20 protein-coding genes and 5 pseudogenes are annotated in these 25,316 nt (G+C 55.7%); 11 read left to right on the plus strand and 14 right to left on the minus strand.

Going from position 1 to position 25,316, the window contains the following annotated elements; all coding sequences use genetic code 11:
- Positions 1-295: 295 nt before the first annotated feature.
- From speD to ACTBDZ_RS05180, 3 genes are all read right to left on the minus strand, one after another.
- The gene (gene speD, locus ACTBDZ_RS05170) at positions 296-1,090 is read right to left on the minus strand and encodes an adenosylmethionine decarboxylase (RefSeq protein ID WP_438814506.1); all 795 of its coding nucleotides are present in this window, start codon (positions 1,088-1,090) and stop codon (positions 296-298) included.
- Between the two features lie 29 nt (positions 1,091-1,119).
- Positions 1,120-1,974, minus strand: a complete 855-nt coding sequence (gene speE / locus ACTBDZ_RS05175; RefSeq protein WP_438814507.1) for a polyamine aminopropyltransferase — start codon at positions 1,972-1,974, stop codon at positions 1,120-1,122.
- A 132-nt stretch (positions 1,975-2,106) separates the two neighbouring features.
- Positions 2,107-2,454 carry a YacC family pilotin-like protein gene (locus tag ACTBDZ_RS05180; protein ID WP_438814508.1) on the minus strand — a complete coding sequence of 116 codons (348 nt, stop codon included), beginning with the start codon at positions 2,452-2,454 and terminating at the stop codon, positions 2,107-2,109.
- 296 nt (positions 2,455-2,750) lie between these two features.
- Here ACTBDZ_RS05180 and ACTBDZ_RS05185 point away from each other — a divergent pair, with 296 nt between their 5' ends.
- On the plus strand, positions 2,751-4,301 hold the full coding sequence (locus tag ACTBDZ_RS05185; RefSeq protein ID WP_438814509.1) for an ABC transporter permease: 1,551 nt from the start codon (positions 2,751-2,753) through the stop codon (positions 4,299-4,301).
- Entirely contained in the window at positions 4,298-5,374 is a 1,077-nt protein-coding gene (locus ACTBDZ_RS05190; RefSeq protein ID WP_438814510.1) for an ABC transporter ATP-binding protein, read from the plus strand. Before ACTBDZ_RS05185 ends, ACTBDZ_RS05190 begins: the two co-directional genes overlap by 4 nt.
- 4 nt (positions 5,375-5,378) lie before the next feature.
- Here the strand turns inward: ACTBDZ_RS05190 and ACTBDZ_RS05195 are convergent, their stop codons facing one another.
- Positions 5,379-5,678 carry a hypothetical protein gene (locus tag ACTBDZ_RS05195; RefSeq protein WP_438814511.1) on the minus strand — a complete coding sequence of 100 codons (300 nt, stop codon included), beginning with the start codon at positions 5,676-5,678 and terminating at the stop codon, positions 5,379-5,381.
- Between the two features lie 283 nt (positions 5,679-5,961).
- Here ACTBDZ_RS05195 and hpt point away from each other — a divergent pair, with 283 nt between their 5' ends.
- Positions 5,962-6,498 (plus strand): hypoxanthine phosphoribosyltransferase, encoded by a 537-nt coding sequence (hpt, locus tag ACTBDZ_RS05200; protein ID WP_438814512.1) that lies wholly within the window; start codon positions 5,962-5,964, stop codon positions 6,496-6,498.
- A 44-nt stretch (positions 6,499-6,542) separates the two neighbouring features.
- Here hpt and can read toward each other — a convergent pair whose 3' ends face one another.
- Entirely contained in the window at positions 6,543-7,184 is a 642-nt protein-coding gene (gene can / locus ACTBDZ_RS05205) for a carbonate dehydratase (RefSeq protein WP_438814513.1), read from the minus strand.
- Positions 7,185-7,298: 114 nt separating this feature from the next.
- Between can and ACTBDZ_RS05210 the strand changes: the two genes are divergently transcribed.
- Both ACTBDZ_RS05210 and ACTBDZ_RS05215 read left to right on the plus strand, forming a co-directional pair.
- Positions 7,299-8,252 carry an ABC transporter ATP-binding protein gene (locus ACTBDZ_RS05210; RefSeq protein ID WP_438814514.1) on the plus strand — a complete coding sequence of 318 codons (954 nt, stop codon included), beginning with the start codon at positions 7,299-7,301 and terminating at the stop codon, positions 8,250-8,252.
- On the plus strand, positions 8,249-9,019 hold the full coding sequence (locus tag ACTBDZ_RS05215) for an ABC transporter permease (protein WP_438814515.1): 771 nt from the start codon (positions 8,249-8,251) through the stop codon (positions 9,017-9,019). The genes ACTBDZ_RS05210 and ACTBDZ_RS05215 overlap by 4 nt, the downstream gene beginning before the upstream one ends.
- Positions 9,020-9,052: 33 nt before the next feature.
- On the opposite strand, the gene panD is transcribed toward ACTBDZ_RS05215, so the two are convergent.
- The 9 genes and pseudogenes from panD to thpR all read right to left on the minus strand — a co-directional run bounded on the left by panD (position 9,053) and on the right by thpR (position 16,159).
- Positions 9,053-9,433, minus strand: coding sequence for an aspartate 1-decarboxylase (gene panD / locus ACTBDZ_RS05220; protein WP_264625794.1), 381 nt, complete (start codon positions 9,431-9,433; stop codon positions 9,053-9,055).
- A 34-nt stretch (positions 9,434-9,467) separates the two neighbouring features.
- Positions 9,468-10,322 carry a pantoate--beta-alanine ligase gene (panC, locus tag ACTBDZ_RS05225; protein ID WP_438814516.1) on the minus strand — a complete coding sequence of 285 codons (855 nt, stop codon included), beginning with the start codon at positions 10,320-10,322 and terminating at the stop codon, positions 9,468-9,470.
- A 59-nt stretch (positions 10,323-10,381) separates the two neighbouring features.
- Positions 10,382-11,176, minus strand: coding sequence for a 3-methyl-2-oxobutanoate hydroxymethyltransferase (panB, locus tag ACTBDZ_RS05230; RefSeq protein ID WP_438814517.1), 795 nt, complete (start codon positions 11,174-11,176; stop codon positions 10,382-10,384).
- 98 nt (positions 11,177-11,274) lie between these two features.
- A complete protein-coding gene (gene folK / locus ACTBDZ_RS05235) occupies positions 11,275-11,766 on the minus strand; it encodes a 2-amino-4-hydroxy-6-hydroxymethyldihydropteridine diphosphokinase (protein WP_438814518.1) in 492 nt (163 codons plus the stop codon).
- A pseudogene (gene pcnB / locus ACTBDZ_RS05240) lies at positions 11,763-13,176 on the minus strand (polynucleotide adenylyltransferase PcnB). The gene folK and the pseudogene pcnB overlap by 4 nt, the downstream one beginning before the upstream one ends.
- A 61-nt stretch (positions 13,177-13,237) precedes the next feature.
- The gene (gene gluQRS, locus ACTBDZ_RS05245) at positions 13,238-14,143 is read right to left on the minus strand and encodes a tRNA glutamyl-Q(34) synthetase GluQRS (protein WP_438814523.1); all 906 of its coding nucleotides are present in this window, start codon (positions 14,141-14,143) and stop codon (positions 13,238-13,240) included.
- Between the two features lie 101 nt (positions 14,144-14,244).
- Complete coding sequence (gene dksA, locus ACTBDZ_RS05250) at positions 14,245-14,700, minus strand: RNA polymerase-binding protein DksA (RefSeq protein ID WP_196905643.1); 456 nt, start codon at positions 14,698-14,700, stop codon at positions 14,245-14,247.
- Positions 14,701-14,880: 180 nt separating this feature from the next.
- A complete protein-coding gene (sfsA, locus tag ACTBDZ_RS05255; protein WP_438814519.1) occupies positions 14,881-15,612 on the minus strand; it encodes a DNA/RNA nuclease SfsA in 732 nt (243 codons plus the stop codon).
- 4 nt (positions 15,613-15,616) lie between these two features.
- A complete protein-coding gene (thpR, locus tag ACTBDZ_RS05260; RefSeq protein WP_438814520.1) occupies positions 15,617-16,159 on the minus strand; it encodes an RNA 2',3'-cyclic phosphodiesterase in 543 nt (180 codons plus the stop codon).
- Between the two features lie 136 nt (positions 16,160-16,295).
- Between thpR and hrpB the strand changes: the two are divergent.
- The 6 genes and pseudogenes from hrpB to ACTBDZ_RS05290 all read left to right on the plus strand — a co-directional run bounded on the left by hrpB (position 16,296) and on the right by ACTBDZ_RS05290 (position 25,206).
- A pseudogene (hrpB, locus tag ACTBDZ_RS05265) lies at positions 16,296-18,226 on the plus strand (ATP-dependent helicase HrpB).
- 135 nt (positions 18,227-18,361) lie between these two features.
- Positions 18,362-20,836 (plus strand): bifunctional glycosyl transferase/transpeptidase, encoded by a 2,475-nt coding sequence (gene mrcB, locus ACTBDZ_RS05270; protein ID WP_438814521.1) that lies wholly within the window; start codon positions 18,362-18,364, stop codon positions 20,834-20,836.
- Between the two features lie 214 nt (positions 20,837-21,050).
- Positions 21,051-21,876: pseudogene (gene fhuC, locus ACTBDZ_RS05275) on the plus strand (Fe3+-hydroxamate ABC transporter ATP-binding protein FhuC).
- A 2-nt stretch (positions 21,877-21,878) separates the two neighbouring features.
- Positions 21,879-22,794 (plus strand): annotated as a pseudogene (gene fhuD / locus ACTBDZ_RS05280) (Fe(3+)-hydroxamate ABC transporter substrate-binding protein FhuD).
- Positions 22,778-24,758, plus strand: a pseudogene (fhuB, locus tag ACTBDZ_RS05285) (Fe(3+)-hydroxamate ABC transporter permease FhuB). The pseudogenes fhuD and fhuB overlap by 17 nt, the downstream one beginning before the upstream one ends.
- A gap of 211 nt (positions 24,759-24,969) precedes the next feature.
- Positions 24,970-25,206, plus strand: coding sequence for a hypothetical protein (locus ACTBDZ_RS05290; protein ID WP_438814522.1), 237 nt, complete (start codon positions 24,970-24,972; stop codon positions 25,204-25,206).
- The last annotated feature ends 110 nt before the right edge of the window (positions 25,207-25,316 follow it).

A 25,316-nucleotide genomic window follows, 5' to 3' on the forward strand; every position in this document is an offset into this window, starting at 1 on the left:
AGGTTACGGATGGTAACGTGGGGAGTACTCATGCTGATTGGTCTGCAAAAAGCAGTAATAAATTCAGAACTTCAGAATACCGTCAAGTCCCGAAAAAAGAAAAATCAGGTGCGGAATGACGGTTTAAATACTAGATGTAGATTTTTTTAATTTCAACCATACAATATATGGTGATTAGTGTGGATTCGTTGAGGCGGAGATCGGAATGGCGGAAGAGGACAGTGCTACCAAGGGGAAACGGAGGCGTGGTTGAGAATAAAAAAAACGGGCCGCTGTGGGCCCGCTGGTGCGTCATCTACAAAACCGGAAGATTCCTACCGTAGTAGATCTCTCGCATTTCATGATAGAGCAGATCGGTGATTCTTTTGCGTTCCACCGCTTCCAGATTTTCCGGCGCGGCGTTGAACAGATAGTGCCGCAGATCGAAATCCTTGAGCAGCATTTTGGTGTGAAACATATTCTCCTGATACACATTCACGTCCATCAGGTGATACAGTGACTTCATATCTTCCGACATAAAGTTCTGAATGGAATTGATTTGATGGTCGATGAAATGTTTCACCCCGTTGACATCACGCGTGAAACCGCGCACGCGATAGTCAATGGTGACAATATCGGATTCCAACTGGTGAATCAGGTAATTCAGCGCTTTTAGCGGGGAAATCACGCCGCAGGTTGACACTTCAATATCGGCGCGAAAGGTGCACAGGCCACCCTCGGGATGGCTTTCCGGGTAGGTATGTACACAAATATGGCTCTTGTCCAGATGCGCAACCACGGAATGGGGCAGCGGTCCGGGATGTTCGGAGTTATCGACATCGCGCGGATCCATCGGCTCTTCGCTGACCAGAATGGTCACGCTGGCACCCTGAGGATCGTAGTCCTGCCGTGCGATGTTCAAAATATTGGCTCCAATGATCGTACAGGTTTCCGTCAAGATCTCTGTCAAACGATTGGCGTTGTACTGTTCGTCAATATAGGCAATATAGCCGTCGCGATCGTCAGCGGTTTTGGCATAGCAGATATCGTAGATACAAAAACTCAGGCTTTTGGTCAGGTTGTTAAAGCCGTGCAGTTTCAGCTTGTGCAATTTTCGTCACCCCCTTATGGCTGTAAGCGTCAGGCTAATGCATTCAGTAGATATTGTGGCAGCGCAAAGCTACCGGTGTGGGCAGCCGGATTGTAATAACGGCAGCTGATGCCTGAAGCGTGATAACGTGCCGCAAGCGTGTCCTGTGCTACCAGGCGCAATGTCTGATCGTTGCTGGCCCAGGCAAAGGTCATGATGCCACCGTAATAGGTGGGGATCGCCGCCTGATAGAAGGTGACATCCGAAAAAGAGCGGTTGAGTAAGCGGTGGCTGTTGATGGCTTCATCCTGTTGCAGGAAACAGACGCCATTTTGTGCAACAAACAGGCCGCCAGGATTCAGGCTACGCGCACAACCATCGTAAAACGCTGAGCTGAAAAGGCTTTCTCCGGGGCCGATGGGATCGGTGCAATCAGAAATGATCACATCAAACCTATCGCGGTTTTGGCTGACAAAATCAACGCCATCGGCGATCACCAGCGTTAAACGCGGATCGTCATAAGCCCCGGCACTGTGGTTGGGAAGGTACTGGCGACAGAAACTGACCACCCCCGCATCAATCTCCACCATGGTGATGTGTTCTACTTCCGGATGGCGGCACACTTCGCGCAGGATGCCGCCATCGCCGCCGCCGACAATCAGCACGCGCTTGGCAGCGCCATGTGCCAACAGAGGGACATGGGTTAGCATTTCGTGGTAGATAAACTCGTCGCGTTCGGTGGTTTGCACCACGCCATCCAGTGCCATCACGCGCCCCAGCGCCGCATTTTCGAAGATAATCAGATCCTGATGGGCGGTTTTTTCATGAAACAGCACCTGGTCAATGGAAAAATATTGGCCGAAGCTGGCATGTAACGTTTCATGCCACATCTCTTTTCGGGACATGTCAGGGCTTCCTCTGCGGTAACCGCCGTGAAAATGAGCGCGCCATCATAGCTAACTCTCTGATGGTTTGCACGGCGAAATTTCAGGCAGTGCGGGAAACGTTACGCGAGCACTATTTCGCCTACGCCAGCACTATTTCGCGTACGCGAGCAGACCGAGCGAGTTTTGCGCCAGCGATTGACACTTTTTGGGCGTCGGGATTGGGATGTTACTCAGATCGCGGTAGCTATCCTCACCCAGGCTGATCATATCAAAGTCACTGTAATTGTTGAGATTCCAACGGTTTTGCTGCGCAAAAGCGATCAGCACGCGTCGAATATGATCGTTGGGAATGTCTTGATAGCCACAGTTGTTTTTCAGATAGACGAAAATGGCCGTCAAGTCAGCGAGATCTTCCGCCTCAAATTCATTCAGTGCGTTACTGGCTGACGAAAATCCCATCAGACTCATAAGCAGCAGTGCCAGCGCAGAGCGTTTCATGATTAAACCTGTATCAACAATCGTAAAATGACGTTATCACAGATGGGGTAAGTGGGTTCAAGGTTTATTTTACGCGTTCACGTTAGTAAAACTCGTTATTCCCTGATGTGCCAATCTGTACGGTTGAGACCAATGGCCGGATTAAGCCCCATTTATTCCGTGTTGATAACATGACGCCGTGCGCAGCCTCTGTTATTAATAGATGATGGTCAATAGGATTTACCGTTGCTGGTGTGATGATATCGGGTCTCTGGCGTATCAGTTATTGGGTGATTAACGGAGCATTTTTGCTTCCCGTGGGGATCGTCTTCGCGCTGGCATTTTGGCCCGAGGCTGGCGGCATGCTGGCACTGTGGCAGCAGGGGATGCCGCTTTATCTGCTGCATACGACGATTCTGGTCTGTGGTGCGGTGGCGCTCAGCCTGCTGATCGGGCTGCCTGCTGCTTGGGTCATGGCCTATTACCGTTTTCCCGGCAAACGCGGTGTTGCCTGGGCCTTGTGCTTGCCGCTGGCCATGCCCGCCTTTTTGATGGCTGATTTTTATGCCGATATGCTGGGACAACATGGCGTGCTGTGGGACCTGTTGGATTTTCCTGCGTTCAGTGAGGAAAGTGCGCACAGCCGAACGCTGTTGGGTGCTTGCGTCGTGCTGGCGCTGGCCTTTTACCCTTATGTTTATCTGCCGGTGCGTCATGCGCTGGAATCCCAACCTCCGCACTGGTTACAGGCCGCGCAGCTACTCAAACTGACGCCGCGCCAGGTATTCTGGCGTTTGTCTTTCCCGCTGGTGCGCCCGGTTATCGGAATGGGTGCCATGCTGGTGGCCGTCGAGGCCTTGAATGATTATGGTACCGCGCGCTTGCTGGCACTGCCTACGCTGACAACGCGTTTGATCGATGCTGGCGTGTTGCAAGGTGATACTCAGGCTGTCGCCCATTGGACGCTCTCTCTGTTGCCTTTTGTTGTGCTGCTTACCTGGCTTGGCCTGCGTTTTGCCCGCCAGCAACGGCAAAATACCTTTCCGGGGATCGCAGATAGCATCGTCAAGCCGGTGCTGACGGCCGGTATGGCGCGATTGGTCACGCTGGTATGTTGGGGGCTGGCGCTGTTGGCTTTCGGTTTGCCGCTCGGTCGCTTGCTGTATTGGCAATTAGCGAATATCCGCGACGGCTGGAGCGCAACGCTGCTCGACGCGTTGTTGAACAGTCTGACCATGGCATCGCTGGCTGCCGTTATTCTGTGCGCGATGATGATTCCTTTTCTGCTGTTTATTCGTCTGGCGGGGTTACGTGCCGGACGCGTTTCTTTCGCTCTGGCGCAGTGGGGCTATGTGTTTCCGGCGGCTGCGCTGGCGACGGGCATTGCCATTCCGCTGATTGCACTGGATAACGGGCTTCGTTCTCTGGCTATGCTGGTGGAGATACCGTTTGTACCCCCGCTGTTTTCCAGCGTCTGGTTGATCATGGTGCTGGTTTACTGCGCCAAATTCAGCCGTTTTGTGTTGGAGCCGCTCAGTATACGTATGGCGAACATTCCGAACATTCTCGATCAGGCCAGCGCGATGGTTGGGCTCACGCTGTGGCAACGCGGAGCGCGCGTCTATTTCCCGTTACTGAAACCACAGGTGATGATGGGCGTGGTGATTCTGTTTTTCGAAGGCATGAAAGAGTTAAATGCCGCATTTTTATTCCGCACGTTCGGGTGGGAAACGTTGCCGACGTATGTTTTTCGTCTTGCTGTCGATAACCTGTTGCAGTGGGGGGCACTGCCAGCGCTGTGTTTAGTGCTGATTGGCGGTGTGCCGATGTTGTGGTTTCAATGGCTTTGGAAGGGAAATAATCGATGACGCCCACCACGGTTTTGGCGGTGCAAAGCGTATCTTGTCATCTCAGGCAGCAGCCCGTGCTGGACGCGGTAACCTTTTCAGTGCGCGAGCAGGAACTGATTTGCGTATTGGGCCCCCACGACAGCGGCAAGACCACGCTGTTGCAAGCAATCGCTGGCTTGTTGCCGGTGGCAAAAGGGGAGATAGCGCTTGTCGGTGAGCGCATGAGCACCCCGATGATATCTGTTCCCGCGCATCAGCGTCCTGTTGGGTTGGTGTTTCAAGACTACGCCCTGTTCCCGCATTTGACCGGGCAGGAGAACCTGGCCTTTGCCTGCCCGGTGCCCATGACGCAGGAACATAAAGATGCGGTGCAGGAGATGCTGACGCTATTGGGATTGACCGAGTGCGCGGCGCGCTATCCTCGCGATCTCTCTGCCGAGCAGCAACTGCGCGTGGCGTTGGGGCGCGCGTTATTGTGTAAGCCGCGCCTGTTGCTGCTGGATGCGCCGTTCCCCGCCATGGATAGCCAGCAGCGCGACCGGCTGATTGCGGAAATTCGCGATTTGCTCAAACAGCGTCAGATTGCCGCTATTCTGGCGACGGTCAGTCGCGAAGAAGCATTTGCCTGGTCAGATCATGTGGTGTTATTGCATGAAGGCAAGGTGATACAGCAAGGCAATCCTTACGAACTCTATTATCGACCGGTGCAGCGCGCGGTGGCTGATTTTCTGGGCAACACCAACTATCTGCCGATTACCGTGCTGAGCGAACATCAGTGGCAAAGCCCGATGGGGGATTTTCATGCCAACTATCCGCTTGGTTTCCCGATTGGCAGCCAGTGCGATTGGCTGGTGCGGCCGCAAGAAATTGCGCTGGCGCTAGATCCAGATGGTACAGCGCTGATTGAAGATCGCGTGTTTCTGGGAACCTCAAACGTGTACCGGGTTCGGCTGGCGGAACGCGTGCTGACGGTACAAACCAGTAACTGGTTTGAGCCGGGGCAGCAGGTCAGGATCAGTATCCGACCAGATCAACCCATTTTGTTTCCCGCGTTGCCGCTTGAACCTGTCGCTGAAGAGAATGCGTCTTGAGGGGCTATTTGTCGGCTTTGCTCACCTCCGCCGGTGGCGCTGGCAGCTCGCGAATCATCACTCTCACTTCATAGTTTTTGTTCTCCGCGTGCGGGGCATTGGCAATCAGCTTACCAAGCGCTTCTGCGGGCTGGTGGTTTTGCATCGACGCCTCGTACAGCGGTGGTACAGGCGGCGGAGGTGGGAGCTCGCCTTTGGCAAAGGGAGGGGCATCGATAGGCAGTGGCCGTGGTGTGTCTGGTGCGGCCTGCGCTATCCAAGAGAGCCCTAACAGCAGGGCAAGCAAAAGAGTAGGGTGCGTCATGTTCATAAAAGACCTTTCTCGCTGGCTGAATTCAGGACCTATCAAAGCCGCTCTGACAGGGGGGCGCAATGCGTTTTACCCAGTTTTATGCTGCGATAACGCTTCACTTACACTCCTGTCATTTTGCGATCGTCTGGCAATGAGAGGTGCATAAGCCTTTTCCTGTGTCATTGAGAACCCTGTGCTGTGGCGTTATACTGCGCGCCTCAAAGAGACCGTGAACAGGCTGCGAATAAGCTGCGTAGCGCTGTGGTGTCGCCCTTTTTTAAAACGAGTGATGTGTATGATGAAACATACTGTGGACGTCATGATTGCCGAAGCGGACGTTCGCGCGCGTGTGAGCGCACTAGGTCAGGAAATCAGCCAGCACTATCGTGGCAGTGACAGCGATCTGGTGTTAGTCGGGCTGCTGCGCGGTTCGTTTATTTTCATGGCCGATTTATGCCGTGCTATCGATGTCTCCCACGAAGTGGACTTTATGACGGCATCCAGCTACGGCAGCGGTACCAGCTCTACGCGAGACGTCAAGATCCTCAAAGATCTGGATGAAGACATCCGTGGTAAACACGTGCTGATCGTGGAAGACATCATCGATTCCGGCAACACTCTGAGCAAAGTACGCGAAATTCTACGTCTGCATGAGCCTGCGTCGCTGGCGATCTGTACGCTGCTGGATAAGCCGGAGCGTCGGGAAGTGGACGTGAAAGTTGAGTGGGTCGGTTTTTCTATTCCTGACGAATTTGTGGTGGGATACGGCATCGACTACGCACAGCACTATCGGCATTTGCCTTATATTGGCAAGGTGATTCCGCAGGAATAAGTTGTCGCGCCAGATATAGGGGCACATAAGGTGCCCCTGTAAAATCAGATCAGGGAAGAGATGGCGCGGCGATAGCGCTGTTCCAGCGTTTCGCGGCTGGTAGCGGTAACTTCCAGATCGCTTAACAAACCGTCCTTGATGCCATACACCCAACCGTGAATTGTGACCTTTTGGCCGCGTTTCCAGGCGGATTGCATGATGGTGGAGTGGCCCAGGTTGTAGACTTGTTCTACCACATTGATTTCACACAGTTTGTTAAAGCGTTCTTCGGGCGGCAATTCTCCCAACAGCGAGCTATGCTTGTACCACAAATCACGGATGTGCAGCAGCCAGTTGTTGATAAGCCCCAATTCAGGGTTTTCTACCGCCGCCTGCACGCCGCCGCAACCGTAATGACCACAAATGATGATGTGTTCGACTTCGAGCACTTCAACGGCATACTGCACCACGGAAAGGCAGTTTAAATCGATATGGATAACCAGGTTTGCCACATTGCGGTGAACGAACAGTTCGCCGGGCGCAAGGCTGGTCAGGCTTTCAGCGGGTACGCGACTGTCAGAGCAGCCAATCCACAAAAAACGGGGTTTTTGTGCCAACGCCAGACGTTCAAAGTAACCCGGATCTTCTTCAACCATGGTGTTGGACCAACGCTGGTTGTTGGCGATGAGCGTTTCAATATCTTTCATGAAAGTAAATGGCCTGTGACAAAAAAAGGGCAGTAAAAGGTAATATAAGGCAAGCGTGAATGTTTTAAAATCGAAACTGAGTCATTCATTGATAATAGGGCTAGTTAACTTGTTATGACATATGCACTGGAACTGGAGAAACTGACCAAAACGTACCCAGGGGGCGTCAAGGCCGTGCGCGGTATCGATCTGCGCGTGGAGGCTGGGGATTTTTATGCGCTGCTGGGACCGAACGGCGCAGGGAAATCGACCACGATTGGTATCATCAGCTCACTGGTAAACAAATCTTCCGGTAAGGTGCGCGTTTTCGGCTACGATTTGGAGCGCGACATCGTTAACGCCAAGCGCCAACTCGGGCTGGTGCCTCAAGAGTTTAACTTCAATCCGTTTGAAACGGTGCTGCAAATCGTTACCCATCAGGCGGGGTACTATGGCGTGTCGCGCCAGGATGCCCTGCAACGGGCGGAGAAATACCTCAAGCAGCTCGATCTGTGGGAAAAGCGTCAGGAAAAGGCACGCATGCTTTCCGGTGGGATGAAGCGCCGTTTGATGATTGCGCGCGCCCTGATGCATGAACCCAAACTGTTGATCCTCGATGAGCCAACCGCCGGGGTGGATATCGAACTGCGTCGTTCCATGTGGGGGTTTCTCAAGGCGCTGAACGCGCAGGGCACCACCATCATTCTCACCACGCACTACCTGGAAGAAGCGGAAATGCTGTGCCGCAATATCGGCATTATTCAGCATGGTGAATTGGTGGAAAACACCTCGATGAAGGCATTACTCGCCAACGTGCAATCGGAAACCTTTATTTTCGATCTCGCGCCGAAAAGCCCGCTGCCCAATCTGGAAGGGTATGCCCATCGTCTGACAGATACTTCAATGCTGGAAGTGGACGTAATGCGTGGGCAGGGACTCAATGGCGTTTTCAGCCAATTAAGTACGCAAGGGATTCAAATATTGAGTATGCGTAACAAGGCCAACCGTCTGGAAGAGCTGTTCGTCTCCATGGTTAACGGTGAAAAGATGAAGCATGTGAAGGCCAGCGGGGAGGCGAAAAAAGCATGACGCAGTTATATTGGGTCGCCCTGAAAAGCATCTGGACCAAAGAGATCAACCGCTTCAGTCGCATCTGGATACAAACGCTGGTGCCGCCAGTGATCACCATGACGCTCTATTTCATTATCTTCGGTAGCCTGATTGGCTCCCGTATCGGTGAAATGCACGGTTTCGACTACATGCAGTTTATCGTGCCTGGGCTCATCATGATGTCGGTGATCACCAACGCCTATGCCAACGTCACAGCGTCTTTCTTCAGCGCCAAATTTCAGCGCAATATTGAAGAACTGCTGGTGGCGCCCGTTCCGACACACATCATTATTGCCGGTTACGTGGGGGGCGGGGTAGCCCGCGGCGTGTGTGTCGGTGTGTTGGTCACGGCGGTGTCGCTGTTTTTTGTTCCGCTGCATGTGCATGCTTGGTGGGTAGTGGTGGCTACGCTACTGCTGACGGCGGTACTGTTCTCGCTGGCCGGATTGCTGAATGCGGTATTTGCCAAAACCTTTGATGACATCAGTCTTATCCCGACGTTTGTGCTGACGCCATTAACCTACCTTGGCGGCGTGTTTTATTCGCTGACGCTGCTGCCGCCATTTTGGCAAGCGGTGTCCAAGCTTAATCCCGTGGTGTACATGATAAGCGGCTTCCGCTACGGCTTTCTCGGCATTCAGGATGTACCGCTGGCTTTCACCATGACGGTATTGCTGGTGTTTATTCTGGTGTTTTACGTGCTGGCGTGGTGGCTGATCGAACGCGGGCGTGGTCTGCGTAGTTAAGAGAAAAACGGGGCCATTATGGCCCCGTTGCTTTTAGGCGACCTGAACCGGAATCGCCTTCGCCTGGCGCGACATCACGTTATCACCGGAGAAATAGGCGACTTTCGGGTGATGCGTGCGCGCTTCTTCGTCTGACATCTGTACATAGGAGCAGATGATCAGTTTGTCGCCGACGCAGGCGCAGCGTGCCGCCGCCCCGTTGACAGAAATAATGCGTGATCCTCTTTCTGCCGCAATGGCATAGGTAGAGAAACGCGCCCCGTTATCCACGTTGTAGATATCGATGGCTTCGTATTCCAGAATGCCCGCTGCATCCATGAAATCCTGATCGATGGCGCAAGATCCTTCATAGTGGAGATCTGCCTGGGTGACTTTTACCCGGTGCAGCTTACCTTGTAGCATGGTGCGTATCACTGTCGGTTACCTCGGTTAATGTCTGTCATGCCAGTCAATCGACCAGAATGACCTGCTGATTATCAATCAAGCGGGCCTTACCCAGCCAGGCTGCCATCAATACCACCGCGCGCGTGCTGGCCACGGTCAGTTCTTGCAGCGTATCCGCATCGCGAATGTAGAGCTCATCTGGCGTGAACCCGGCTTCGCGTAACGCTTCTGCGGCACTGGTTACTATTTCCTCAAGCTGGCGATCGCCGTTGCTGAGTTTATCTACCATCTGATCCATGATGCGTTTTAGCGCGGGCGCAGACTGGCGCTCTTCCGGGCTAAGATAACCGTTGCGCGAGCTGAGTGCCAGCCCGTCCGGTGCACGGACAATCGGCACACCGACGATATCAATGTCGTAGCCCATGTCGCGCACCATTTGGCGAATCAGCGCTAACTGCTGGTAATCCTTTTCACCAAAGCAGGCGATATCGGGTTGTACCATGTTAAACAGCTTGCTGACAATGGTTGCCACACCGCGAAAATGGCCTGGACGACTGGCGCCTTCCAGCATGGCAGACAGCCCCGGCACCTCGACAAACGTTTGCTGGCCCAATCCATGCGGATAGACCGTCTCGGGTGACGGTGTAAACACCAGATCCACGTTACGGCGGGTTAACTTTTCGCAATCCTCTTGCAAGGTGCGTGGATAACGTTGCAGATCGTCGGGTTTATCGAACTGCATCGGGTTGACGAAAATGGAGACGATAACAATATCGGCGCGTGCCCGCGCCTCGTCTACCAGCGTCATGTGTCCGTCATGCAGATTGCCCATGGTGGGCACCAATGCAATGCGTTTCCCCTCTTGACGCCAGCGGCGAATCTCACGGCGTAATAGCAAAGGGGTTTCAAGAATCAACACGGTCTTGTTCCTTTGTACTCATCATTGTTATCAATACTTGCTGTGGTAAAGGGTTTAGCTTAACGGAACGAATGTTCCTCGGCAGGGTAAAGTCCCTGCTCAACTTCCTGCACATAAAGACGCGCGGCGGCGGGGATGTCGGCGCTTTGTGCTAAAAAGTTTTTAGCAAATTTGGGTGTGTTCTCGCCAGTGATGCCGAACGCATCGTGCATCACCAGAATTTGACCATCGGTGACGTTACCTGCACCAATGCCGATAACCGGGATCGACAATGCCTCGGTGACACGTTGCGCCAGCGGAACCGGCACGCATTCCAGCACCAACAGTTGGGCTCCCGCAGCCTCCAGCGCTAACGCATCATCCAGTAATTGCGCCGCCGCGGCCTCATCGCGACCCTGCACCTTGTAGCCGCCGAAAATATTCACCGATTGCGGCGTCAATCCCAGATGGCCGCACACCGGTACCGCGCGCTCGGTCAGCATCTTCACCGTGGGAGCAAGCCATTGGCCGCCTTCCAGTTTTACCATGTTGGCACCGGCGCGCATCACTTCTGCCGCGTTAGTAAACGTTTGCTCTGGCGTGGTATAAGCCATAAACGGCAGGTCGGCAAGCAGCAGGCACTGCGGCGCACCGCGCCGTACACAGCGGGTGTGATAGGCAATGTCACTGACGGTCACTGGCAGCGTGGAATCATGGCCTTGTAACGTCATGCCCAGCGAATCCCCCACCAGCATCACGCGAATGCCATTGTCGTAGAATAAGCGAGCAAAACTGGCGTCATACGCGGTAATGGTCGCGAATTTACGCTTCTCCTGCTTACATTTGCGTAGGTAGGTCAGGGTTGTCGGTTTCATTGGCAGCCTCCCAGAATCGAAAAAGTCAGGAGAACATCTTAAAGGAAGCCTGTCTTAAGGCATAGCCGTTGAAGGGGGGAAATGCGACTTGGGTGATATCAGCCTTGCTCATTCCACAGCGTCATACCGTTGCGTGGCACGGCGGACAGGCGCAATGCCAGCGCTTCACCGTCAGGAAAGTGCAAATCCGGGGCGATATCGGCCAGCGGATACAGCATGAATTCCCGGTTTTTCATGTCGTAGTGAGGCACAGTTAAACGCGCGGTGTGCAGGGTTTCATTGCCATACAGCAGAATATCCAGATCCAGCGTGCGCGGCCCCCAACGGTGCGCTTTACGCTCGCGGCCATGCTGCTGTTCAATGGCTTGGGTGTGGTCGAGCAGCATTTCCGGCGCGAGTGTGGTGTCCAATGCCACCACCGCATTGAGATAGTCGGGCTGATCTTGCGGACCCAACGGACGACTGCGATAAAAGGGTGAGCAGCACAGCACGCGGGTGTGCGGCACGGTATCCAGTGCCGCCAGCGCGGAGTTAACCTGTTGTAGCGGATGCGCCAGGTTGCTACCCAGCGCCAGATAAAAGCGTGTCACGAGGTTCTTTCTCTGCGCGGCGCACTCGGCTTACGGCGTCGGGAATGGCGATGTGGCGTAGGGCCATCATCCAACGTGCTGAGCATGGCTTGTTGGCGCGGCAGCGTGGCGACCTGGAATTCTCCCCACCATTGAGAGAGACGTTGCAGCTCTGGCTGACGCTCTATTTCGGCGCGCAGGCTCAACAAATCGTAGGCAGCGCGGAATTTCGGGTGCTCCATCAGCTTGTAGGCGCGTTTGCCCTGACGCCGTGACAGGCGCAACTGCAACTGCCAGATATCACGCACTAACGAGGTGATGCGTTTGGGAATGGCAAGAGAGCGGCACTGTTCGTCCAGAATGTCGTTCATGGCAAGTGCGAAGGAGTCGAAGTAGGTTAATCCACTCTCCTGTGCCAGTTTCTGCGCATGCTCGATCAACGGGTACCACAGCATGGCGGCAAACAGAAACGCTGGATTAACGCGCATGTCATTTTGCAACCGTTGGTCGGTGTTCTTTAACACCAGCGCCACCATTTTTTCCAGATGGCTATCGCCGTTAGGCGTAAAGTGGCGACTGATCAGCGGGAACAGCGGCTGAAACAGTTGGTATTCGCACAGCAAACGGTACGTCGGGTAACCGTAGCCCGCTTGCAACAGCTTCAGGGATTCCTCAAACAAGCGTGCGGCGGGGATATCGTGCAGCAATGTCGCCAGACGTGGAATCGGCTCGGCGGTTTCCGGGCTGATGGTCATGTTCAGTTTGGCGGCGAAACGCACGGCGCGCAGCATGCGTACCGGATCTTCCCGATAGCGGGTTTCGGGATCGCCAATCAACCGGATCACTCCCTGGCGCAGATCGTTTAACCCGCCGGTGTAATCACGCACGCTGAAATCGGCGACTCTGTAATAGAGGCTGTTAATGGAAAAATCGCGGCGTTGCGCATCTTCTTCAATGCTGCCGAAAATATTATCGCGTAACAGCATGCCGCTTTGTGCCTGCTGAGATGTGGTTTTTAGCTGCTGCTCGTGATGTTGCTCGTGATGTTGCTCGTGATGGCCGCGAAAGGTCGCGACTTCGATCACTTCAGGGCCAAACATCACGTGAGCGAGGCGGAAACGGCGGCCAACCAGGCGGCAATTGCGAAATAATTTACGCACCTGCTCCGGCGTCGCATTGGTGGTGATATCAAAATCTTTTGGCTTTTTCCCCAGCAGCAGATCTCTGACGCCGCCGCCAACCAGATAGGCTTCATAGCCCGATTTGTTCAGGCGATAGAGTACCTTCAGCGCATTTTCGCTGATATCACTGCGCGAAAGGTTATGCTGGTCGCGCGGAATCACGGTCATAGCCTGACGAACGGGCTCCGTGGTGGCCACGTCATTGGCGGCTGAGTACCTTGCGACAGAAATTAGCGACTCGGGTAAAGATGGTACACCTCGATAGTGATGAAAAAATAACGGTACAACAAAAAATAGCGGCTAATCATAGCTCACCGCGCTACCTTTGAGAATGCCGATGTTGCCTCAGCCACCCCGATTAACGGAATTGACGTGAGCGACCAATGGCTAACGGCCCACTGTAAAAGGAGCGGCAACGCCATATCTTGCCAATGATCCGGCACTGGCTGATTAAGAAAGCGCAGTGCGCTTAACAGCACCGGACGCGGATCGCCATCCGGTAGCGCTGGCGCGTGGTTCTGCTTGGAAAGCTTATTTCCCTGCGCGTTGAGCGCCAGCGGTAAATGGATGTAATCCGGCACCGGATAGCCTAGCTGTTGATAGAACGCGATCTGCCGGACGGTAGGGGCGATCAGGTCTGCGCCGCGCACGATTTCCGTTACCCCTTGATCGTGGTCATCCACCACAACGGCAAGATTATAGGCGAATAATCCATCGCGGCGGTGAATGATAAAATCTTCCTGTGCCAGCGCCGGGTCGGCATACACCTCTCCGTGCAGCCTGTCGTGAAAGTGCAACACCGGGTTGTCTTGGAGCAAACGAAGGGCGGCGTGGGTGGGGCCCAATTGGCGCGTACGGCAATGGCCATCATACTGCCCGCCCAGTGAATGAATGCGTTGGCGCGTGCAATCGCAGTAGTAGCACTGGTGGTGCGCTTTCAGTGTGGCCAGCACTTCCAGATAACGCGCTTGCCGTTGGGACTGATAAAGCACTGGGCCATCCCACAGCAAACCGTAGTGTTCCAACTGTGAAAGAATGCGGCTTGCCGCGCCAGCGACTTCGCGCGGCGGATCGATGTCTTCAATGCGCACCAGCCAGCGGCCACCATGGGCGCGTGCCTGTAGATAGCTGCCTAATGCAGCGATCAGAGAACCAAAATGAAGATCGCCGGAAGGCGATGGGGCAAAACGGCCGGTATAACGATGGGTATCAGGCATACGGGTGAACAATGCCTGCACGTCACTCCCGCATTCGGTGCCGGGAGATGACGTGCAGGCAAAAACGTAAAGCGGAACAGCTTTTCCGCCCTACAGTGGGATTATCCCGCCATCTGTTTCTCGCGGATTTCCGCCAGCGTTTTGCAGTCAATGCATAAATCGGCGGTAGGACGCGCTTCCAGGCGACGGATACCAATTTCAACACCACAAGAATCACAGTAGCCGAAGTCCTCGTCTTCGATTTTCTGTAGTGTTTTGGAAATCTTTTTGATCAACTTGCGTTCCCGATCGCGGTTACGCAGTTCCAGACTGAACTCTTCTTCCTGTGCGGCGCGATCGACCGGATCCGGGAAGTTGGCTGCTTCATCGCGCATATGGGAAACGGTGCGATCCACTTCATCCCTGAGTTGATTGCGCCATGCTTCAAGAATACGCTTGAAATGAGCCAATTGGGCGTCGTTCATGTACTCTTCGCCCGGCTTTTCCTGGTACGGCTCCACTCCGGCAATTGCGAGAATGCTCAGAGAAGATGTCTTACGGTTTTGCTCTTCTTGCATGTTGCTTCTCCTACATAACACGACACGCACTATCGATCCCTAAGGGGGGAGAAAAACAGGCCGCTATAAATAGCAGATGGAACTGGGGTTGGCAATAATTCCTGTCACAGGCCTGATGAGATGCCAGGAACCTCGTCGTCACATCCGATAATAAACAACAGGTAAAGGCACCTACCGTCTTTATCGCGTTACGGTTAACGGCAACGGGTACGTGAGCGTAATACCGTCAGGGCATAATGTGGTGGCATAGCAAAAAATTTCAACCCCCTTTTGCCGCGCTTCGCAAAATAATTCTGCATAGCGGGCATCGATGTGCTGTGCAGGCGCAACCTCGGCGATGCCAGAGTGCAGTACTGCGAAAAACAGCACTGCACGTTCGCCGTTTTCGGCCACCTGCATCAATTCGCGCAGGTGTTTTTGTCCGCGCTGCGTCACGGCGTCGGGAAAAAATCCCTGGTGAGGCGACATATGCAACGGCGTTTGTTGCAATAATGTAACTGACTTCACCTCAATATAGCAGTTAATCTGCCCCGGTGCCTGTAACAGCAGGTCAATGCGGCTGTTCTCCGTGCCGTATTTCACTTCGGGGGTGATTTGGTGGTAGCCGGCCAACTCAGGAATGCGTTGTGCCAGCAGCGCTTCATGCACCAGATGATTGGCGCGCAGCGTATTGACACAAATCCAATGCCCCTGCGCGGTTTCTGTAAGTTCCCAACTGTGCGCGTATTTACGCTTGGGGTTATCCGAGGTGGAGTACCATACTGTATCACCCGGCGTGGCGCACCCGGTCATCGCACCGGTGTTGGCACAGTGCAGCGTAAAGGTTTCTCTTTCGGGCGTCACCACATCGGCAAGGAAGCGTTTGTAACGCTTAATCAACCGTGCCGGTTTGAGCGGCGGCATAAAGTTCATCGGGTTATCCTGCGTTATGGTGGGCCAACGGCCATTCCGCGACCTGTTGATAGCGGGTTTTTCCCTGTTCCCAGCGAGATTCATACAGGGCAAAGCGCTCTGCCGACAACGTCCAGTCAAAATTGGCGGGGGGAAGCGCCACGGGGCGCGTGGCACCGCGCAACAGTGTGATGTGCGGGTGAAAGGGTTGCGGGCTTTGGTAGCAACCGCTGCGTGCCGCTTGCGATCGCAGCAGCGCGGCCAATTGTAGCAAGCCGCGCGGTGCCTGACGGCAGCCCAGCCATACTACGCCGGGGCGCGGCCACTGGCCTGCGTCGTTAAGATGCAACTGAAAAGCGGGCTGACGGATTCTGTCGGCCAGCAGCCGAAGGGCACGCTCTTTTTGCTCGCTCACGTCACCCAAAAAGGCCAGCGTCATATGCATATTGGCGGCAGCGACCGGGCGTCCCGCCTCCGGGGTAAAGTGCTGGGCACGCCAATGAACCAGCGTTTGTGCCAGTGAATCGGGTAAGGACAAGGCAAAAAACAGGCGGCGTGTGCTTAACATGGCTCTCTCTCTCTACGCGGATAACCGAGGATGCTACAATGCCGATTCGAAGGCGACAACCACCACTTTCGTGCAATGCCTTATTTTGTGCGAACATGCGTTGCGCCAGGAAGACGCTATTGTAGAGGAGAATGCTGTGAGTTTACCGCCGGTCAGCGTCGTGCTGAATGAGGTAATTGACGCGTTAGGCCGCGCGCCTCAAGTTTTATTGCACGCACCCACCGGGGCGGGAAAATCCACCTGGCTGCCGCTAAAATTGCTGGAAATGGGCGGGTTCTCTGGCCGGATCATTTTACTTGAGCCGCGTCGGTCAGCGGCCAAAAACGTGGCGTGGCGCCTGGCGGAACAACTGGGTGAAACGCCGGGTGGCACCATCGGTTACCGCATGCGCGCTGAAACGCGCATCGGCCCCCAGACGCGCATCGAAGTGGTCACTGAAGGAGTGCTGACACGCATGCTGCAACGGGATGCTGAACTGACGGGCGTGTCGCTGGTGATTCTGGATGAATTTCACGAGCTCAGCTTGCAGGCGGATTTGGCATTGGCGCTGCTGCTTGATGTTCAGCAAGGGCTACGCGAAGATCTGGTGCTGCTCATTATGTCCGCCACGCTGGATAACGCGCGTTTGGCTGCGTTATTACCGACGGCGGAGACGGTGGTGTCACAGGGGCGGGCTTTTCCGGTGGATCGCAACTATCAGCCGTTGTGCAACCAGGAACGGTTGGAAGAGGGCATCGCCCGGCAGATTCGCCGTTTGCTGACGGAACAGCCCGGATCGGCGTTGGTGTTTTTACCCGGCGTAGCGGAGATCAAACGGGTGGAAGCCATGCTGCAAGAGACGCTTACCAGCGATGTGGACCTCTGCCCACTGTACGGCGCGTTGACGCTGGCCGACCAGCAGAAAGCGATTCTCCCTGCCGCGCCGGGGCGGCGTAAAGTGGTGTTGTCCACCAATATTGCAGAAACCAGCCTGACAATTGAAGGTATTCGGCTGGTGGTCGATAGTGGACTGGAGCGCGTTGCCCGTTTTGATGTGAAAAGCGGGCTGACGCGCTTGGTGACGCAGCGCATCAGTCAGGTATCGATGACGCAACGGGCGGGGCGCGCCGGACGACTGGAAGCGGGCCTGTGCGTGCACCTGTGCGCCAAAGATCAGGCGGAGCGTGCCGCCACACAAAGCAGCCCGGAAATGTTAAACAGCGATTTGAGCAGCGTCTGGCTTGAACTGTTGCAATGGGGCTGCACCTCCGCAGAGTCGCTCACCTGGCTGGATACCCCGCCGACGCCTGCTCTTGATGCTGCACGTCGTTTGCTGACGCAATTGCAGGTAACCGACAATGCCGGGAAACTGACGACCCGCGGGCGCCATATCGCCCGACTGTGCATCGAGCCTCGTTTGGCGGCGATGCTGCACAGCACCGCACAGCAGGATGCGCCAACGCAGGCTACCGCCTGTCTGTTGGCGGCGCTGTTAGAAGAACCGCCGCGTATGGGGCCGCTGGACATTGAGCGTTTACTTGCGCGGCCTTCGCCCTCCTGGCGGCAGCGTGCCACGCAGTTGATGACGCGTCTGGCGGGAAAATCGGCAAGCTGGCGCGAGCCGCAGCACTTTGCCGCATTGCCCGCGCTGCTGGCGTTTGCCTATCCCGATCGCATTGCCCAACGGCGCAGTGCCGATGGCCGTTATCAGTTGGCAAGCGGGCTGGGCGCACGCTTACCGTTGGACGAGCCGTTGGCGGCGCAGGAGTGGCTGATTGCACCGACACTGATGTTGGCCGAGGGGGGCAGAGCGCTGATGCGCGCATTACGCTGGCGGTGCGTATGCAGGAGATGTTTGGTGAGCGGCAGAACCCCACTGTGGCAGAAGGGCGCGTTGCCGTGGTGTTGGAGCTGCTCTCTCCGGCGCACCGACCTTTGCAGATTACGCGCGATCTGGCCGCATTCTGGCAAGGAGCGTACCGTGAGGTGCAAAAAGAGATGAAAGGGCGTTATCCCAAACACGTATGGCCGGACGATCCTGCCAATACTGCGCCGACGCGGCGCACGAAGGAATACCAGACGCCCTGATACGTTATTGCAACGTATTTCAGACGGTTCTGCTTTTCTGAAACCGGGCGGAACAACAGAGTAAGCGACGACAGTCAGCGCCTACGTCTATAGTGGTGCTGTTATTGTCATTAACCTGACGGAGAAGTAACCGCAATGTCACAGGACGATCGTGAACCTATCGGACGCAAAGGAAGAGCGTCAGGACGAAAACCGCCGCGCCCCCAGGCGACCTGGCGTCGTAGTCGAAGGGATGACAATGAAGAAGAGGATGACGTCTATCAGGATGACATTGATGAAGAAGACGACGAGTACGATGAGGACGAGATGAGCAAAAAACCGCGTAAAAAAAGACGCTGGCTTGGGTTGTTCATTAAACTGTCGCTGGTATTCGCCGTGGTGCTTGCGCTGTATGGCGTCTATCTTGACAGCCAGATTCGCAGCCGAATTGAAGGCAAAGTGTGGCAGCTGCCTGCGGCCGTTTATGGCCGCATGGTGAACCTCGAGCCGGGCATGTCCTACAGCCAGAAAGAGATGATAAACCTGCTGGAAGGGATGCAATACCGTCAGGTATCGCGTATCACCCGGCCGGGCGAATTCAGCGTGCGTGGCAATACCATTGATATACTTCGCCGCCCGTTCGATTTCCCCGATGGTAAGGAAGGGCAGAGCAATGCCCGACTGATCTTTACCAACGATCGTCTGGCTCAAATCCAAAATCTGGAGAACCAACGTAATTTTGGTTTTTTCCGCCTCGATCCGCGCCTGATCACCATGATGCAATCCCCTAACGGGGAGCAGCGGCTGTTCGTGCAGCGTTCCGGTTTCCCGGATTTACTGGTTGATACGCTGGTCGCGACTGAAGACCGCCATTTTTACCAGCATGACGGCATCAGCTTCCTGTCTATTGGCCGTGCTTTTCTGGCGAACATCACGGCAGGCCGCGCGGTGCAGGGCGGGAGTACCCTGACGCAGCAGTTGGTGAAAAACCTGTTTCTCACCAATGAACGCTCCCTGTGGCGTAAAGCGAACGAAGCTTACATGGCGTTGATCATGGATTACCGCTACAGCAAAGATCGCATTCTTGAGCTGTACCTGAACGAAGTGTATCTCGGCCAGAGCGGCAACGATCAGATTCGTGGTTTCCCGCTTGCCAGCCTTTACTACTTCGGTCGTCCGGTTAATGAACTGAGTCTGGATCAGCAGGCACTGTTGGTCGGCATGGTAAAAGGCGCTTCGCTGTATAACCCGTGGCGTAACCCGCAACTGACATTAGAACGCCGTAATCTGGTGCTGCGTTTGCTGCAAAATCAGCATATTATTGACGAAGATCTCTACAACATGCTGAGCGCCCGCCCGTTAGGGGTGCAGCCGAAAGGGGGCGTGATCACACCGCAACCTGCCTTTATGCAGTTGGTGCGTCAGGAGTTGCAGCAGCACCTGGGAGATAAGGTAAAAGATCTTTCCGGCGTGAAGATTTTCACCACGCTGGATCCGGTGTCGCAGGATGCGGTTGAAAAAGCGGTGGAAGAGGGGATTCCTGCGCTGCGTGCAGCACGCAATGTTAGCGATCTGGAATCTGCCATGGTGGTTGTCGATCGTTTCAGCGGTGAAATTCGCGCCATGGTGGGCGGGGCTCAAACCCAATACGCCGGTTTTAACCGTGCGATGCAGGCGCGTCGTCCTGTGGGTTCACTGGCAAAACCGCCGACCTACCTGACCGCGTTGAGTCAGCCCGACACCTTCCGTCTCAACACCTGGTTGGCGGATGAACCACTCTCGCTCAAGCAGCCGAACGGGCAGGTGTGGCAGCCGAACAACTACGATCGCCAGTTCCGTGGACGCGTGATGTTGGTGGATGCATTAGCCAACTCGCTTAACGTGCCGACGGTTAATTTGGGGATGACGGTTGGGCTGGAGCAGATCAGCAATACGCTGCAACGTTTGGGTATCCCGAAAGAAGTGATCCAGCCGGTGCCCGCCATGCTGCTGGGGGCCATTAGCCTGACACCGATGGAAGTGGCGCAGGAGTATCAAACCATCGCCAGCGGCGGTAATCGCGCGCCGTTGTCGGCGCTGCGTTCGGTGATTGCGGAAGACGGTAGCGTGCTGTATCAAAGCTTCCCGCAGGCTGAGCGCGCGGTGCCGGCTCAGGCGGCGTACCTGACGCTGTATGGTATGCAGCAGGTGGTTGAGCGCGGAACTTCACGCTCATTGGCGGTGAAGTTCCCCAATTACCATCTGGCGGCGAAAACCGGGACCACCAACGACCTGCGCGACAGCTGGTTTGCTGGTGTTGATGGCAAAGAAGTGGCGATCACCTGGGTAGGGCGCGATAACAACGGTCCGGCAAAACTGACCGGCGCCAACGGTGCGTTAACGCTGTATCGCCGCTATCTGGAAAACCAGACGCCGCTGGCGCTGATGCTGACGCCGCCGGAAGGTATCGCTACTATGACCGTCGATGGCGGCGGCCAGTTTATCTGTAATGGCAGCGCAGGCCGGGCATTGCCGGTGTGGACGGAAAACCCGCAGGCGCTGTGCCAGAGCGCACAACAGCAGCAACAAGCGCCCGCGCAGCAAAACGACAGCGGTGTCGCTGACTGGATCAAAGAGATGTTTGGTCAGTAATCACGCGGTTTACCGTGATGAACAACGCCCCGACGCGACCTGCCCCGGGGCGTTGTGCTTTTTGGGCCTAAATTGCTTGCGAGAGGGATCCCGTCCGCCTATCATCCTCGCTCTTGATAATAATCATTATCGTTCTCTTTTACGTCGGTAGCACCACGGTGAACAATGCTGCTACCTGACAAACGGCGGACAGCAACAACGGGTTACGACGGTTATGCAAAATCCAGACGCCTCTTCTCATGAACCGGTGCGGGCTGATAATGGGCCGGATACCACCTTTAGGCTCGACGATGTCAGCTTCGCTGTGCCTGGCCGCACCCTGCTGCATTCGCTTTCTCTGACATTTCCCATCGCTAAAGTGTGCGGGTTGATTGGTCACAACGGTTCAGGTAAATCAACGCTGTTGAAGATGCTGGGGCGTCATCAAACACCAAGTACCGGCGTGATTTCGGTCAAGGACACGCCGTTGCCCGGCTGGGACAGCAAATCCTTTGCCCGACAGGTTGCTTATCTGCCTCAACAGCTCCCTGCTGCGGAAGGTATGACGGTGCGTGAGCTGGTTGCGCTCGGACGTTACCCGTGGCACGGCGCGCTGGGACGTTTTGGCAGCACCGATCGCGAAAAAGTGGAAAATGCTATCGCCGTCGTGGGGCTGAAGCCGTTCGCTCACCGTCTGGTTGACAGCTTGTCTGGCGGTGAGCCAACGTGCCTGGTTGGCAATGACGGTGGCGCAGGACAGTCGCTGTCTGCTGCTGGATGAGCCGACATCGGCGTTAGACATTGCACATCAGGTTGAGGTACTGGCTCTGATCCAACGTATGAGCCGAGAGCAGGGGCTGACGGTGATCGCCGTGCTGCACGATATCAATATGGCGGCGCGCTACTGCGATTATCTGGTGGCGTTGCGCGGTGGCGAAATGATTGCGCAGGGGACACCGGATGCCATCATGACGCCGCAGGTGCTTGAAGCGGTGTACGGCATTCCGATGGGGATCCTGCCGCATCCTGGCGGCGGTGCGCCAGTAAGCTTTGTGTGCTAAAGATGGCTTTGTTATCTCATCGTATCAATTACGATCGCCGTCGCGTGCTGACGGCGCTGTTGCTTTCCCCCCTGTGCTTCTCCGCTTGGGCAAAAACCGAGACGCCGCCAGACCTACGGCGCATCGTGGCGCTCGAGTGGTTGCCTGCTGAACTGCTGCTGGCGCTGGGCGTTACGCCGCTGGGTGTGGCTGAAATCCCGAATTACCGGCTATGGGTCGCTGAGCCGCAACTGCCCGAGTCGGTGATTGATGTCGGCTTCCGTACCGAACCCAATATGGAACTGTTGGCACAATTGCGGCCTTCGTTGATGGTCTACTCTGCGGGCTATGGTCCGTCGGTGGAGAAAATGTCGCGCATTGCCCCGACCATGGGATTTAGCTTTAACAACGACGCCGGACGGCCTCTGACCATGGCAAAAGCGTCACTGCGCCAATTGGCGCAGCGGTTAGCCATACCCGACGCTGCGGAACAGCATCTGGACACCTTCTCAACCTTATATGCAGCAGGCCAGGGTGCAGTTGCAGCCCTACACCCGTCGTCCACTGTTGCTGTTCTCTTTTATCGACAGCACGCACGTCTTGATTATCGCGAAGAACAGCCTGTTTCAAGAAGCGATGGATGAACTCGGCATTGAAAACGCCTGGCGTGAAGAAACCAGTTTCTGGGGCAGCGTGGTGGTGGGCGTTGAGCGTCTGGCGGAAATTCAGGATGCCAACGCCATCTGTTTTGGTCACGGTGAAGAGGCCATGATGGCACAGGTGGAACGCAGCTCGTTATGGCAGGCGCTGCCGTTTGTGCGCCAGCACCGCTGGCAACGCGTGCCAGCGGTGTGGTTGTATGGCAGCACGCTGTCGGCAATGCGTTTTTGCCAGGTATTGCAGGATGCACTGGAGGCTCGTCATGACGCCAACGCCTAAGCGCTCTGGCGCGGTGCTGATAGTGGTCGGCATGCTAGCGGTGCTGCTGTTGATGATGGCCGTCAATCTGCGCCACGCATTGCCAGTGGCGACATGGTGGCAGGCCGTAATAAACCCCGAAACGGATGATTTGCGCCAACTGCTGTTCCATTACAGCCTGTTACCGCGCGTGGCGCTCTCGCTGCTGGTCGGAGCGGGGCTGGGGCTGGCGGGGCTGCTGTTTCAGCAGGTGCTGCGTAATCCGCTCGCGGAACCGGCTACGCTGGGCATTGCCACCGGTGCTCAGCTCGGGGTGACGGTTGCAACCTTATGGATGCTGCCGGGCGGCGACGTCGCGCAGCAGTGGATGGCGATGGCGGGGGCGCTCGGTATCGGCGTACTGGTGTTTGGCCTCTCATGGGGCAAGCAGATGTCGCCGATTACGTTGCTGCTCGCTGGCTTGGTGCTGAGTTTTTACTGTGCTGCCGTCAATCAATTACTGGTGATGTTTAACCATGAGCAGCTACAGAATCTGTTTTTGTGGAGCAGCGGCATGCTGAACCAGCAGGATTGGAGCCGCGTGGCGTTTCTCTTTCCCCGGTTGCTGGTGTGTTTTGCGCTGGCGTTGCTGCTGTTGCGTCCACTGACGCTGTTGGGACTGGACGATGGCGTGGCGCGTAATCTGGGATTAGGCCTGGTGCTGGCGCGCTTAACCACGCTTGGTGTTGCGATTTTTCTCAGTGCACAACTGGTTAATGTGGCGGGGATTATCGGTTTCGTTGGCCTGTTTGCCCCGTTGCTGGCTCGCATGCTGGGCGCTCGTCGCTTGTGGCAACGGCTCTGGCTAGCCCCATTGCTGGGGGCGCTGCTGCTGGGATTGACCGATCAAACCGTGCTGTGGCTGACCCGCATCTGGCGTGAAGTGCCGACGGGGGCGGTGACAGCGCTGATTGGTGCCCCACTGCTGCTATGGCTGCTGCCGCGCTTACGCACCACGCACCAGCCTGCATTGGCGCCAGCCGGAGACATTAACGCCGTGGCCCCCCGCTGGGGACGCTGGCTGTTGGCCGGGATAGTACTGTTACTGGTCGCTTTGGCGATAGCGCTGATGCTGGGTAAAGGCGCACAAGGCTGGCAATGGAGTCGCGGCGAGGAACTGGCGCAATTGTTGCCCTGGCGTTGGCCGCGCGCGGTGGCGGCACTGACGGCGGGCATGATGCTGGCGATGGCAGGGACACTGATCCAGAAACTGACGGCTAACCCGATGGGCAGCCCGGAAGTGTTGGGCATCAGCGCGGGGGCGGCGACCGGGGTTATTCTGTTGCTGTTCCTGATGCCGGGAGACACCAGCGCATGGCAGTTGCCCGCGGGCAGCGCGGGTGCGGCGTTAACACTGCTGGTGATGATCACCATCGCTAGTCGCGGTGGGTTTTCCACACAGCGCATGCTATTGGCCGGGATTGCTCTGAGTACCGCGTTTTCCACCGTGCTTACGCTGCTGCTGGCGAGCGGCGATCCGCGCATGAGCGGTGTAATCACCTGGATTTCTGGGTCGACATACGGCGTTGAACCTGAACAGGCGATCAACACCGCAGGTGTGGCTCTGGTGTTGGCGCTAATGGTGCCCTTGTGCCAACGTTGGCTGCGCATTTTGCCGTTGGGTAGCGTGACCGCCCAGGCGTTAGGCGTTGCTGTCACTCCAGTGCGCTTGCTGATTTTGCTGTTGGCATCGGTGTTGACCGCGATGGCAACCCTGACGGTAGGGCCACTCAGCTTTGTCGGGCTGATGGCACCGCATCTGGCGCGCATGATGGGGTTCTCCCGCGTGATCCCTCAACTTTGCTGTTCCGCACTGATTGGCGGCATATTGATGCTGTTGGCCGATTGGGCGGGACGCATGATCCTGTTTCCTAACCAGGTGCCTGCTGGCGACCTTTATCGGCGCGCCTTACTTTATTTATCTGCTGCGTAAACAAGCCCATTAACGACCTGTTGGCAGGGAAAACCTTGCCAACAGGTAAACCCTACTTACATATTAAATGCAAATCCTTATCACTATGATTCCTATTATCTAATGTCATATAGACTCGATAAGTAGATTTGTGCTTCAGGGGCATGACCATTGTCGGGCGTTAACCCGATGATAACCAGGTGAAACGGTGTCGTGTCAGCATGATGCACGCTTAAGGGATCGTTATGAAAGGAAAGATGTTTGGCTGCGCGAAGCCGGTTCAGACAATGGAATCGGTAAGCGGTTTTTCTGTTTTGGCGCTGTGTGTGGGCGCGGCACTGTGGCCCGCTCTGGCGGAGGCGGCACAGACCAGCACTGCGGTGGGTGACAGCACCTATCAGAGCGCTGCACAATCTGCCTCATCACCGGGTAAAAAGAGTGGCGACACGCTGGTGGTTACAGCCACCGGGGGGCTTTGTTGAATAAATCAGAACTTGTAACGACTGTGCCCCATCGGGTCGATTGTTACGTGATGCGAATACTGTTCGGCATTCCTAATAGCGTGATCCGGTTAAGCGCTTTGACCATCGCC

It is taken from the genome of Symbiopectobacterium sp., assembly GCF_051710365.1.
Classification (GTDB): domain Bacteria; phylum Pseudomonadota; class Gammaproteobacteria; order Enterobacterales; family Enterobacteriaceae; genus Symbiopectobacterium.